This window comes from Paenibacillus aceris, assembly GCF_017874035.1.
Lineage (GTDB): Bacteria > Bacillota > Bacilli > Paenibacillales > NBRC-103111 > Paenibacillus_E > Paenibacillus_E aceris.
The window spans coordinates 241,470-255,375 of the sequence record NZ_JAGGKV010000002.1 but is presented as its reverse complement, the minus strand read 5'-3'; the positions used below and the strand labels follow the sequence as shown (position 1 = coordinate 255,375).

At 45.9% G+C, this 13,906-nt stretch carries 8 protein-coding genes; all 8 read left to right on the top strand.

The window, feature by feature from the left end; all coding sequences use genetic code 11:
- Positions 1–28: 28 nt before the first annotated feature.
- The 8 genes from J2Z65_RS05325 (at position 29) to J2Z65_RS05290 (ending at position 13,834) form a co-directional block, all read left to right on the top strand.
- A complete protein-coding gene (locus J2Z65_RS05325) occupies positions 29–1,534 on the top strand; it encodes an N-acetylmuramoyl-L-alanine amidase family protein (RefSeq protein WP_167053917.1) in 1,506 nt (501 codons plus the stop codon).
- 69 nt (positions 1,535–1,603) lie between these two features.
- Positions 1,604–2,194, top strand: a complete 591-nt coding sequence (locus J2Z65_RS05320) for a GerMN domain-containing protein (RefSeq protein ID WP_167053919.1) — start codon at positions 1,604–1,606, stop codon at positions 2,192–2,194.
- A gap of 29 nt (positions 2,195–2,223) precedes the next feature.
- A complete protein-coding gene (locus J2Z65_RS05315) occupies positions 2,224–4,938 on the top strand; it encodes an S-layer homology domain-containing protein (RefSeq protein WP_167053921.1) in 2,715 nt (904 codons plus the stop codon).
- Between the two features lie 193 nt (positions 4,939–5,131).
- Entirely contained in the window at positions 5,132–5,803 is a 672-nt protein-coding gene (nth, locus tag J2Z65_RS05310) for an endonuclease III (RefSeq protein WP_167053923.1), read from the top strand.
- Positions 5,804–5,828: 25 nt separating this feature from the next.
- Positions 5,829–6,104, top strand: a complete 276-nt coding sequence (locus J2Z65_RS05305; protein ID WP_167053925.1) for an NAD/NADP transhydrogenase alpha subunit — start codon at positions 5,829–5,831, stop codon at positions 6,102–6,104.
- Positions 6,105–6,194: 90 nt separating this feature from the next.
- Positions 6,195–9,884, top strand: a complete 3,690-nt coding sequence (locus J2Z65_RS05300; protein WP_167053927.1) for a dynamin family protein — start codon at positions 6,195–6,197, stop codon at positions 9,882–9,884.
- A gap of 270 nt (positions 9,885–10,154) precedes the next feature.
- On the top strand, positions 10,155–11,990 hold the full coding sequence (locus tag J2Z65_RS05295; RefSeq protein ID WP_167053929.1) for an ABC transporter transmembrane domain-containing protein: 1,836 nt from the start codon (positions 10,155–10,157) through the stop codon (positions 11,988–11,990).
- Positions 11,987–13,834, top strand: coding sequence for an ABC transporter ATP-binding protein (locus tag J2Z65_RS05290; RefSeq protein ID WP_240159520.1), 1,848 nt, complete (start codon positions 11,987–11,989; stop codon positions 13,832–13,834). The genes J2Z65_RS05295 and J2Z65_RS05290 overlap by 4 nt, the downstream gene beginning before the upstream one ends.
- Positions 13,835–13,906 lie beyond the last annotated feature (72 nt).

Here is a 13,906-nt window from a genome sequence, read left to right as displayed (position 1 = left end):
CTATAATTCCGACATTACATAGAGGTGAATGATGAAATTTCCTGCATTTTGTTTCATGTTGCTGATTTGTTTGCTGCTTCTCCCTACAACTGTACTGGGGGCTGAAGCTCCCAATACGATTAAGCTCTTTATGAATGAAAAAAGGCTGGTTTCGAATGAAGTTCAGCCCCGTATTATTAGCGGAAATACGATCGTCCCGGTACGGATCATCGTTGAAGAAATTGGCGCTAAGGTCACGTGGGACGAAGCTGCTCGCAAAGTAACGATTGTCAAAGACGATGCAAACATTCAATTGGTGATCGACAGCAAAACGGCGCTGATAAAAGGTAAAAAGGAAGACATGGAGGTTGCCCCGATCATTGACAAAGGCAATACGATGCTTCCGCTCCGTTTCATTGGCGAGCAATTGGGTATTGAATTTACATGGGACGCATCCACCTCGTCCGTTCATATGTATCAAAAAGACGATAACGACTCCAAGCCAGTAACAGGTCCAGTTGATGTTGTGGATGATAAACCGCCGGTTACGCCGCCGACTACAACCCCCTCAAAACCAGGGGATGGTACCGGAACTGGTACAGGAACTGGAAATGGATCTGGCACTGGATCTGGAACCGGAACTGGCACAGGGACAGGGACAGGGACTATTAAACCGGATCCCAGCATTCATTTGTTAACCTCGATCGTGCTGACGGACAAGGATATCACGGTTAACGCCAAAGACGGCACGCTCGTTCCGACAACGATGAAATTAGCCAATCCAAATCGGATTGTATTTGATTTCCCAAATACAACCCTAGATGAGCCTCTTCAGAAATTGCTCGTTAAAAATGCGGGAGAGATGGCGTCCAACCATCCGCTTGTTGAGAAGGTGCGCTTTTCCAATTTCAAAGATAATCCAGCTACTGTGAGAATTATTTTGGATCTAAAAAGCTCCGCAGATGTTAAGGTTCAGCCTTCAAAGCTCCCTAATCAATGGAAAGCTACAATCGGAGAACATCAGTTAACGGTCGTTATCGATGCGGGTCACGGCGACAACGATCCAGGCGCATTATCCATAACGGGCAGACATGAGAAGGATTTTACACTGTCTACAGCGAAGAAGGTAGAGCAGCTTCTCCTTCAGGACAAGCGTCTTAATGTCCTGATGACTCGTTCTGATGATACGTTCATTCCGCTGGATGACCGGGTTTCTTTTGCAAATAACATTCAATCGGACCTTTTCTTATCTATTCACGGTAACAGTGCTAAGGCTACGGTATCCGGCACAGAAACGTACTACAACAGACCGGAAAGCGCAGCTTTTGCGAATGTCATTCACAAAAATGCGGTTGCGGCTACAGGATTCCCTGATCGCAAAGTACGCGAAGCTGATTTTAGAGTCATCACGAAAACGACCATGCCGGCTGTTCTGCTGGAAGTGGGGTATTTGTCTAATAAGAACGATGAAACTGCGATGTATAAGGATGCGTTCCAGGACAAGTTAGCCTCAGCTCTCGTTGCTGCTATCAAAGAATACTTGAACCTCAAATAAGAGGGGAGAACTCTAATTTTAATGCTACGATGCTAGTTTTGCTAAGCAAAACGCGAAGGAGTGAGTGAATTGACCCAAAAAAAACGCTTCATACAAGGGGCACTTCTTGTAAGTGCCATTACATTGTCTATAACTGCCTGCGGTCAAAAAAACCAACTGGTAAGCGGTAATGCTCCGCAACCAACTGCGGACTCGATCTCGACACCTGCGGTTCAGAGTCCTGTGCCAACCGTTGCAGCGACTCCTACACCTGAACCTGTACTGCAAAAAAAGGTCAAAGCCTTTTATAGCGACCAGGATGAAATGAAGCTTGTAGAGAAAGAAGTTACGATTTCCTACAAAAAGGATGCAGATGTATATGGAGCTGCCCTCAATGCACTCAAGAAGAGTGATGATTCTAAAGCGATACCATTGTTTGATGATTTGAAGTTTACAAGCGCGGCTTTTGATAAGGACAAAGGTGAGTTGAAAGTTGATCTCGCTTTTGGCCCCAAAACGCAACTGGGCGCGCCCGGAGAAGAACTGTTCCTGCAAGCGCTGAAAAAAACAGTATTTCAATTTCCAGAAGTAAAAGCTTTGTACATCCTCAAGGATGGTAAACAAGTGGATAGCTTAATGGGGCATATTGAGCTGCCATACCCAATCAAACGGCCTAATTAAAAGGAATAGCAGAGGAGTTTATACGAACGATGAGAAATAAGAAATTGGCAAGCGCAATTGTAAGTTCATTAATTGTAACAAGCTTAGCAGGGACACCGGCTCTTGCCGCAGAGACCACGAATGGTTCATCAACAAAAAACGTAAAGCTTTCTTTCCCGGACGTAAAGTCTGACTATTGGGGAATTCGCCATATTTCCAAGCTTGCCTTGGAAGGAATTATCGAAGGATATGAAGATGGTGCTTACCGCGCTGAAAATTCGGTTTCTCAGCAAGACGTACTTATTATGGCAGTTCGTATGATGGGCTTGCAGGATGAAGTTAATTCAATGACAACAACGACTGTTTTTCCTGATTTCATGCTGGTTGACAACTATGCCCGAAATTATGTAGCGGTTGCCCTGCAAAAAGGATTAATTTCTAACGAAGAAGAGAAGGAAAGAAGCCTGAACGATAAGTCCAAAGAGAAGTGGGGCCAGCGTAAGGCATCCAGAGAATGGGTGGCTGAGATTGTTATTCGCGCGATCGGTAAAGGCGCATTCGCCCAAAGTTTATCGCAAACGCCAACTACTTTTAACGATAATAACGAAATCAGCACGTCAACACTAGGGTATGTAAATGCCGCAGTTGCATTGAAGGTAGTTGATGGCTTTGAAGACGGAACTTTCCAGCCTAAAGGAGCGGTAACACGCGCCCAAATGGCCGCATTCCTAAGCCGCTCACAGAAAGATTTAACATCTTTACCGGCGCATGCGAAGAAAGGGTACTTGACAAACCTCACCAGCGGAACGATTGGGCTAATGGATAAAGAGGGAAATACAAGTACATATAAGCTTTCGCCAAATACAGTTTTCTACGGAAACAAGAATGATACTGCGATTGATCCGAAAGAGCTTGAAGAAACATATGAAGTTTCGATCGTTGAAGTGAATGGCGTGGCCTATTATGTTGAAATCATTAAAGACGAGTTGCAGTTGGATATTCAAGAGGGGAAATTGCTCAAATTAAACATGGGCTCCCTGAAAGCTACGTTGGATGATTTTGAGAGCTATGATTTGGCTGCGGATGTAGCAGTAACCGATTCGGAAGGTCGCGGCCTAAGCCTTGGAGATATCGTAACAGGCAGCACGATTCAATTGCGCAAAAGTAAAATTGTCAAAACGGATAAGTATACCTCGATCATCGTGAAGCAGGTGCCTGTCAACAAAACAGCAAATGGCGCAATTCAAACACTTAATAAAGATTCAGCGCAAATTACGCTTCTAGAGAACGAGTCGGGTCTGCCGGAATCGTACACCTTCTCCTCCGCAATTATAATTACTTCGACGGATAACAGTTTGGTCGATTTGAATTCGCTGCATGTCGGAGATGTCGTTGAATATTCGGTTAAAAACAGCGAAGTTGTGAAGATTTCCGTTAAGAAGCAGGCGGATGTTGGCGTTAGCGTTGAGGGGACTTTTAAAGAATTTTCTGAAGATAAATCTACTTTATTGATAAATAAAACAACTGGAAAACCTGTTGATGCTTATGAATTGAATGAGAATGTTAAAGTTGTCATCAATGGTTTAACTAACGCAAGTATTTATGATCTTGCTGCTGGCGATCAGTTGAAACTGGATGTTCTCAATAATAAAGTAACATTGATTACAGTTACAAATCGCTCCATTGAAAATTTATATTTTGCTAAAATTGTTGGCTACGATCAGAACTTGAAGCTGCTTTCGGTTATCGATAATAAAGGTGAACCACATGCTTATATTTTGACTGATAACGTATCGATTTCATATGCAGGCACTAAACTTCCTTTATCTAACTTTAGCGGTACATTTACAATTGGTAAATATGTAGATTTGCTTGTCTCACAAAAGAAGGTTACACAAGTTCAAATGTCAACGCAGCTTAACGGCTCAATCACACAATTAAATCTGCAAACGAACGATATTACGCTAAAAACGGACAGCGGCCAAAGCCTGTCGTTCAAGCTGACGTATGCACCTACCGTTGAGTTGGCGAATAAGCCGAATAGTACGCTTTCCGATCTCAAAGTCGGAGATAACATCTCACTTCAAATTAGTTTCGACCAAAGCATCGTAACTAAAATTACAACAAGTAAAACGGATTTGTACAAAACGATTTTGACAAATGTGAATTCCAAGCAAATTACTGTGACCGATGATGCGAATACGCAGTATGTCGTCTCATTGGACGGTGTATCGATCGTGAAGCCGGACCAAAGCGCAGGCTCGATCAATGATATTGCCTTGGATGACTATGTGAAGCTTTCGTTCAAAGGCGCAACAGTTGTCAAAGCTGAGATCGTTACGCCGGTAATCGGGAAAGTAACAGCTGTGAATGCGGCTAGCTCCTCGTTGACCGTTCAAGATTTTACTGGTAAAAGTCAAGTCATTAATGCAGGAACCAATTACGGCGTTAAGCTGAATGGCGGCACGGATTATAATTTCGCGTCCATTAAGGTTGGCGATCGCGTACAAGTGATGAAAGACGCAAATGACAAGCTGATGATCCAAGTTGCTGCTGTATCTAAACGTGAAGTTGATAACTACAGTTCAATTGTGAATCAAATGTATCTAAAAGCAACAACTGCCGGCGATAAAAATTCCTATAGCCTTTTCCCAAGAGCTTATTACCATACAGGGACGGAAGTTGTGGGTGCTTCATCTTTTGTTTCCGGCGATCAAGTGACGATTTATGTTCTGGATAATAAAATTGTTGAGATCGAGAAATAGTTTTGAACAAAACCAGTGTTGCAACCGTCTGTATCGTAGGAGCCTAGCTCCGGATGCAGGCGGTTTTTTACTATTTTAAAAATAAATATGGCAATTTTTTAGAAAATGTTCGCATTTTGACGCTAACAAGCATTGATTCTAGCGTCACAATTCGCTAAACTGAAGAATATTACGACCCTAAGGAAGCAAAGACATGACGCAGAAGCTTGTAAGGCATATTTTGGATACTATTGGTGAACTCTTTCCGGATGCTCATTGCGAGCTGCGTCACAGTAATCCTTTTGAATTAACGATTGCTGTTTTGCTATCCGCGCAATGCACTGATGAAACCGTAAATAAGGTGACATTGGATTTATTTCAGAAATATAAGCGGCCCGAAGATTACTTGGCCGTTCCCTTGGAGGAACTGGAGCAAGACATTCGCCGGATTGGACTATTTCGGAATAAAGCAAGCAATATTCAAAAATTGTGTCAACTGCTACTGGACAAGTTTGATGGCGAGATTCCAGAAAAGCACGAACAATTAGTCGAGCTGCCTGGTGTAGGCCGCAAAACGGCAAATGTCGTTGTATCAAACGCTTTCGGTGTCCCGGCAATTGCGGTAGACACCCATGTAGAGCGAGTATCCAAAAGATTGGGATTAGTCAGCCCCGATGATTCGGTACTTGAAGTAGAGAAGAAGCTGATGAAGAAGGTTCCACGAGAAGAGTGGACGCAGACCCATCACCGACTAATCTTTTTTGGCAGGTATCATTGCAAAGCGCAGAACCCGCAATGTCAGGTATGTCCACTCTTGGATAACTGCCGTGAGGGTAAGAAACGTATGAAACCAAGTACAACTAGGAAAACTATTACAAACAAATGATATGCAGACAAAGGATGGGATTTGAATGAAATGCATCGCCGTATACACTAATAGCTTTGAACTATTCTCTGATATTTTTGAACAGGTGATTAATACTCCATTAGCCGATAATGAGGAAAAAGTCATTGAAGGTGTAACAGTCAGTGAATCAGGTGAGGTTCCTCAGAATTACATAGACAAAATGAAAACGAAAACTGAGGTCGTTGTAATGAAGGTGAAGGATTCGGACATTACGATTTTGCAGCATCGTGACGTATTCGAAATTTTCTTGCCTGAAAAAGAAAAAGTAGTTATGTCCTAAAAAATTAAATCTCCCTCTGGGAGATTTTTTTCTGTATCATCATAAAGAGAATGGAATAGAAGAGCGGTAAATAAGGAGCGGAACGGACGAATGACGCAAGCGATAGATACAAGCATCTCGGTCATGCCGGATGCGATCAGGAAGATGAAAGCAAAACTGCAAGCAACAGGGGATCTGGACAACGCAAGCAAATTGGAGCAACTGCTGGTTAAGATTGATGCAGGAAGGATGAATATTGCCTTCTGTGGTCATTTTTCTGCGGGGAAATCAACCTTAATTAACCAACTTTGCGGGCACGCGTTGCTGCCATCCTCTCCAATTCCAACAAGTGCGAATATCGTAAGTATTCGTAACGGAGCGCCGGGCGCTCACGTGACGCACCGCCATGCAAGTACGCAGGGGCTGACCAATACGATTCCGCTTGATGAGTTAGAAGCTTATTGCGTGAACGGAACGGATATTGAAACCGTAGAGATTTCATTCCCTATTGGTTTTCTGGGCAAGCATACGGCTCTTCTGGATACTCCGGGAATTGACTCTACGGATGATGCCCATCATAAATCTACGGAATCTGCCTTACATTTGGCGGATGTCGTGTTCTATGTGATGGATTACAATCATGTGCAATCTGAAGTAAATCTCGCGTTCACGAAGAAAATGAAGGAGTGGGGCAAACCGCTCTATCTCGTTGTTAATATGATTGATAAGCACAAAGAGTGGGAGCTGCCATTCTCGCAGTATCAGGAGGGTACGAAGCAAGCCTTTTTGAATTGGGGCATTGAGCCGGATGATCTGCTCTTCGTCACAATGAAGGAGCCGAATCATCCTCATAACGAGTATGGGAAGCTGCAATGGCTCCTTAATCGGTTGATCGAGCAAGGCGATGAGCTGCGCAGCTTTAGCATTGACGCGTCTGCGCGATACCTTGCAGCTGAGCACGGCAAATGGCTTGCTGAGCAGCATGAGCCGCAGAAAGAAGAGCTGATGGAGCTAATCAGCCAGGAAGGCGATGTGCAGGAACTTGAGGCGCAGGCTGCTGCCAAACAACAGGAGCTTGCAGCTTTGAAAGCACTGCCGGAAGCATTGACGGCAGGACTCCGCAAGGAAGTTGGCGCGATCATCGAGAATGCCAACATAACGCCAGCCTTGACCCGGGATCAGGCTCACGCCTATTTGGAGAGCCGAAAGCCGGGGTTTAAGGTAGGATTCTTCTCCAGAGCAGCTCAGACTGCCTTAGAGACGGAAAAGCGGCTTACTGCTTTTCAGGCAGATTTATCCGAGCAGGTAGAAGCGCAGCTCGACTGGCATCTTCGGGATGCCTTGAAGAAAGCGGCTCAAAGTCATGGGCAGCATGATGCCGATCTCTTAGGTCAAATTGAAGCTTTGCGCGTGCCAGTGACAACCGATTGGCTCGCTGCGCAAGTGAATGCAGGAGCCACATTCGGCGGAGAGTATACGCTTAACTTCATGAAGCAAGTTGCTTCCGATATTAAGCAGCAGTACCGCAAGCAAGCCTTTGCGGTCATTGATCTGCTCGCGGCTGCGGTTCGCGAGCACAGTTCGCAAGCGGTCGCGTCGCTTGTGGCCGAGCTCGAAGCGCTAGGCGGCCGCCTTAGCGCTGTCCGCGAACTGCGCAGCCTCGAGGAAGCCGAGGCTGCGGCCACAGCCCAGCTGTTGGCTATGGCCAGCTGGGCAAGACCAGCTGCGTCGGCGCTGCCGGACGCGCAGCTGTACACTCCCATGGAGGAGCAAGCAGCCGCCCCGCTGAGCGGGGGACTGCATGTGACCTCCATGGATAAGATCCTGCAGGCCGCTGCCAGTGCATCGGCGGCCGCAAGCCCTGCAGCAGCTGCTCCTGCAGAGGCAGCGTCGTCAGTGCAAGCCGCGTTCACCTCGGGTGAACACGGTGCGCGCATGGAGCGCAAGGCAGCCGACTTGTTGGCGGCCGCAGGTCTCATCGACGGGCTGCCGTCGATGCGGTCGATCGCGCGCGCCATGCGCGAGAAATCGGAACGTCTGCGGCAGCGGACGTTCACGATTGCGCTGTTCGGCGCATTCAGCGCCGGCAAGTCGTCTTTCGCCAATGCGTTGATTGGCGAAAGGGTATTGCCGGTCTCGCCCAACCCGACGACGGCGGCGATCAATAAGATTATGCCGCCGACGGAAGGCTGGCCGCATGGCACGGCTAAGGTAAAGATGAAGAAAGCGGACGCGATATTGGAGGACGTTCTCTACTCGTTAGAAATATTGGGTGTGCAAGCGACCGATATGGCCTCATCTTTGAAACGCATAGGCGCACTTTCACCTTCTGACGTAACAGCCAAAGGAAAGCCGCACTATTCCTTTCTGAAGGCTGTCGAGAAAGGCTGGCAGTTGGCAAAGGACCATTTGGGCACCGAGCTCAAAATTACTAAAGAGGAATTTCCAAGCTATGTCGCAGATGAGTCCAAGTCTTGTTTTGTTGAATTTATAGAATTATATTATTCGAATCCCTTGACGGAACAAGGCATTATTTTCGTAGATACGCCTGGCGCAGATTCGATTAATGCCCGTCATACCGGTGTTGCCTTTAACTATATTAAAAATGCGGATGCGATTCTTTTCGTGACTTATTATAATCATGCGTTCTCGCAGGCGGACCGTGAGTTCCTTTTGCAACTTGGACGTGTGAAGGACAGCTTTGAAATGGATAAAATGTTTTTCATCGTTAACGCCGCAGATCTTGCAGCAAGCCCGGAAGAGCTGGAAGGTGTGATGACGCATGTGGAAACAAACTTGCTGCAGCATGGCATCCGCAATCCGCGTATTTATCCCATCTCCAGTTATTTAGCGGCAGAAGGGAAAATTACCGGCAACGAAGCCCTTGTTGCGCAATCGGGCATCCGTCCTTTTGAAGGCGAGTTTGTGCAGTTTACTTTCAATGAGCTTAGTGATGTTGCGATACACGCGGCGAATTTGGAGCTGAACCGGGCGATTGCTACGATGCAGCAATGGCTCGAGAGTGCTCAAACGGGAGAAGAACAGCGCAAACAGCAGCTGACGAAGCTGGAGCAAGCCGAGCGCGAGGGTGTGGATCTGCTTGAGCGTACGCCATTCGAAGCCGAGCTCAAGGAGTTGAAGAAAGAAATCCAGGAGCTTCTGTACTATGTGAAGCAGCGTACGATGTTCCGATTCGGCGAATTGTACAATTACGCTTTCAACCCTTCCACCTTCCGGGAAGAAGCGAAAGATCCTAAGCAAGCCCTCCAGTCGGCATGGGGCGAGCTGCTGCGCATGATCGGTTATGATCTGTCGCAGGAAGTGCTCGCTACAACGCTGCGGGTTGAGAATCGGATGAATCTGATTTCCGGCAGCCGTGTTAAACGATGGGAAGAGCAGCTTCGTCAAGTTATGGAGGGCTTCGAAAGCAGCACCTACGAGTCAAATACGTTTGTAACGCCAGAAATTAGCTCGAAGTTGGAAGCACCTGATATTTCGCTCAAACTGCTGCAAAGTCATTTCAAAAACGCGAAGCAATTTTTTGAAGGCGATGGCAAAAGCAAGCTTAGAGCTGACTTGGAAAATCGGATGACTACGCCGGTTGCCCAGTTTATTGAGCGTCAAACTTCGGAGCTTGAAGAGGCCTACGCCAACCAGCTGGAAAATTGGTTGACGACGCAAAAAAATCAGATGCTTCAGCAGCTAAATGAACACGCTGAAGGGATGCGCGACGCCCTTGAAATGAAGATTGATTTGAACGAACTAATATCCAAACAGCATCAATTAAAGGCGTTTGTTTAACAGATAAACCAAAGGGTTGATCTTGTTCAATTGAACATGGTTAACCCTTTTTTCTGCATGGCTATGTAAAGGCTTACATCGATGGTTATCGGGATGATTTTAAAGAATAGGGGGGATTCCTGCACGTTTTTGTGAATTTATGGGCTTTTAAGCGAATATATCACGCATTCTTCTGATTGCCCGCATATAGGGATGGTGTTAAGATTCATTAAGTATTAAAACGCTTACCTAGCTTTTCCAAATTCACCTTCTTGAGGAGGGGTCACCAAAGTGGATGTATTCAGGCAACTGAAGCCCTATTTTTGGCCAGAGAAAAAACTGTTTTTTGGAGCAATTCTATGTTTAGCATTAGCAACAGCATTAGGTCTCGTTTATCCGAACTTACTCCGGTATCTGATCGATGACGTGATCGCAAAAAAGCAATTTGAACTCGTTCCGAAATTAGCGATTGTGGTAGTGGTTGTTGTATCGCTTAAGGGGATGTTGCAATTTCTGCATGGCTTGTGCGGGGGCCGTTTGGGCAACCGGGTTGCCTATCATTTGCGGAACGCGCTTTACAACAAACTGCAGTATTTATCCTTTCAGTATTACGATCAGGCAAGAACAGGGGACTTGATGTCTCGATTAACAGCCGATTTGGAAGCGATCAGGCAATTTGTCGGCTTTGGATTCGCTCAGTTGTTAAACGTATTGTTAATGCTGATTTTCGGCATGAGCATGATGTTTTCGATTAATTGGAAGTTAGCTTTACTGACGATGATTTCGATGCCATTTCTGGCGTTTACGGCGATCCGCTTTGAAGGGAAAATTCATCCCGCTTTCCGGATGGTGCGTCAATCCCTCAGCTCGATGACGACCGCGGTACAAGAAAATATTACCGGGGTTCGGACGGTTAAATCGTTTGCGCGTGAATCTCATGAAGTGGATAAGTTCTCTGCGCGTAATGAGGATTATAAGGCGATGAATATTGAAAGCTCGGGGATTTGGGCGAAGTACTTTCCGATTATGGAAATTTTGGCGAATCTCAGCGTCGTTATGCTGCTTGGTGTCGGTGGATATATGGTTATCCAGGATACGATCTCGCTCGGGGAGCTTGTCGCTTGCTTCAGCTTAATCTGGTACATTATCGGACCGATGTGGGGACTAGGCTTTCATATCAACAATTTCACCAATACGAAGGCTTCCGGTGAGAAAATTCTCGATATTTTGCATCAATACCTGCATGTTAAAGATCAGACGGATGCCGCAGTATTAAAAAGTGATGAAGTCAAAGGACATGTGCGATTTGAAAGCGTTACATTTGCATATCCAGAAAAACAGCCAGCATTGTATGATTTCAATCTGGATGCGCCTCCTGGCTCCGTTATCGGACTGCTCGGCAGCACGGGTTCAGGGAAAACGACGGTGATCTCATTGCTGATGAGAGCCTATAACGTGAAAGACGGCCGGGTCATGCTGGATGGTAAAGATGTTCGTTCTTTACAGATCGAAAGTTATCGAAACCAAATTGCGACTGTTTTCCAAGAAACGTTTTTGTTCTCTTCCACAATTCGTAACAATATTGCCTATGGGCGCAAAGATGTCACGATGGATGAAATCATTAGAGCAGCAAAGCTTGCCAAAGCGCATGATTTTATTTCTGAACTGCCGGAAGGTTATGACACGGTTGTCGGTGAGCGCGGATTAGGGTTATCAGGCGGCCAGAAGCAGCGTATTGCCATTGCTCGCGCACTAATCAAAGATCCCAAAATCCTTGTGCTGGATGATGCAACCAGTGCGGTCGATATGGAAACTGAACATGAAATTCAAGCTGGCTTTAGTGAGGTAATGAAGGGTAGGACCACATTTATTATTGCCCATCGGATTTCTTCGTTGAAGCACGCAGATGAAATTATCGTGTTGGATAAAGGTAAGATCGTTCAAAGAGGCAGGCATCATGAGCTTCTGCAGCAGGAAGGTCTTTATCGCCAAACCTACGATATTCAATATGCTGATCAACCTAAGCAATCGACAGCCGAAGTTCAAGCTGCTGCAGCCAAGGATTCAGAGTTAGATGCGAATTCGCGAAACCATTCCTCTTTGCAAGAAAGAAGGTTAGCACATTGAGTACGAAATCGAACCAAGCCGAGGCGTCTGCCAAAATTGAAGATTCCCAAGTCGGGCAGCGATTTGTTTACCAGGACGATGAATTAATCGATAAACCCTTTGACTGGGGCCAATTGAAACGTTTATTTAGTTATATGAAGCCGTACAAGAAACAAATGCTGCCTATCATCATCATCATGATGTTGGTCGGAGCCATTACCAAATTGACAGTGCCCTTATTGATCAGAGAAGCGATTGATAACGCTATTATACCTAAAGATAAGAATTTGCTGATCATCATTGTCGGCATCATGTTGGGGGTTTATGTCGTCCAATGGCTGGCGAACACGTTCCGGATCAAGTTTACGAATATGATTGGTCAACGTGTGATCTTCGACCTGCGGCATGATTTGTTCAGCCATATTCAAAAGTTATCGTTTCGTTTCTTCGATACGCGTCCAGCAGGCTCTGTTCTCGTTCGCGTAACGAACTATGTAAACTCGCTGCAAGATTTGTTTACGAACGGGGTCGTCAACTTGTTGATCGACGTTGTGCAGCTTGTAGGGATCATTGTTATCTTGTTGACCTTTAATTTTAAATTAGGGGCAGCGATTATTGTGACAGTGCCGATCATGTTCATGATTTCAACCAAGCTGCGGAAGAGGATCCGTCATGCCTGGCAGGATGTAACGATGAAGCAGTCGCGGCTGAATGCCCATTTGAATGAGTGTATTCAAGGGATTCGGGTCACCCAAGCTTATTCGCAAGAAAAAGAAAATATTCAGTTTTTCACCAAAATGAACATGATCAACCGATTGTCCTGGAACCGGGCATCGATGCTCAACCAATCCTTTGGTCCTCTCATTGAGATCACAGGCGCGATAGGATACTGCATTTTGTTCTGGTTTGGAGCTTATTTAATTCAAACGGAGGAAATTTCAGTTGGTTTGTTGGTTGCCTTCGCTACTTACATAGGCTATTTCTGGGAGCCCATTACACGTTTAGGTCAAATGTATTCGCAATTGCTTATTGCGATGGCTTCTGCTGAGCGTATCTTCGAGTTTATCGATGAGAAGCCGTCTGTCGCTGAGCTTGAGGATGCTAAAGATTTGCCAAACATCAAAGGTAACGTGAAATTTGAGAATCTTGTATTCGAGTACGAGCCAGGTCGTCCAGCTTTGAAAGGGTTTAACTTGGATGTGCGTGCAGGGCAATCTATTGCGTTAGTCGGGCATACCGGGTCTGGTAAAAGTACGATTATGAATTTGCTCTGCCGATTCTATGATCCTACGGAAGGGCGCATTGAGATTGACGGCAATAACATTCGTCATGTAACCATCCAAAGCTTGCGTTCTCAAATTGGGGTCGTCCTGCAGGATACGTTTATTTTCTCAGGCACGATTCGCGATAACATCCGTTTTGGTCGGCTGAATGCAACGAACGAAGAGATTGAGCTTGCCGCCAAAGCCGTGCATGCCCATGATTTTATTGTCAGCTTGCCGAATGGCTATGACACGGAAGTGCAGGAACGCGGAAATGTGTTGTCGATGGGGCAACGCCAATTGATTTCCTTTGCGCGGGCACTTCTTGCGAATCCGCGAGTTCTCATCTTGGATGAAGCGACGGCCAGTATTGATACGGATACGGAGCTCAAAATCCAAGAAGCTCTTAAAACGCTTCTCGCGGGCAGGACTTCCTTCATCGTGGCGCACAGACTTTCTACGATTCGGAACGCAGACAAAATCGTCGTGCTGGATCATGGCCGCATGATGGAAATCGGCAATCACGATGAATTGATGCAAGAGCAGAAAATATACTATGGCTTGATTCAAGCGCAGTATAAGTTTTTGCAGGATGCTGTGTAGAAAGTTAGCCCAAAAACCCTGGCGGTGGTGCTTATTTCGCCAGGGTTTTTGGCTTGTTTGGCTTTAATGCGG

What these genes read in the sequence shown, in the direction of transcription:
- J2Z65_RS05325 (WP_167053917.1), top strand. Translation starts at nt 29, where the DNA reads ATGATGAAATTTCCTGCATTTTGTTTCATGTTGCTGATTTGTTTGCTG.
- J2Z65_RS05315 (WP_167053921.1), top strand. Translation starts at nt 2,224, where the DNA reads ATGAGAAATAAGAAATTGGCAAGCGCAATTGTAAGTTCATTAATTGTA.
- nth (WP_167053923.1), top strand. Translation starts at nt 5,132, where the DNA reads ATGACGCAGAAGCTTGTAAGGCATATTTTGGATACTATTGGTGAACTC.
- J2Z65_RS05305 (WP_167053925.1), top strand. Translation starts at nt 5,829, where the DNA reads ATGAAATGCATCGCCGTATACACTAATAGCTTTGAACTATTCTCTGAT.
- J2Z65_RS05300 (WP_167053927.1), top strand. Translation starts at nt 6,195, where the DNA reads ATGACGCAAGCGATAGATACAAGCATCTCGGTCATGCCGGATGCGATC.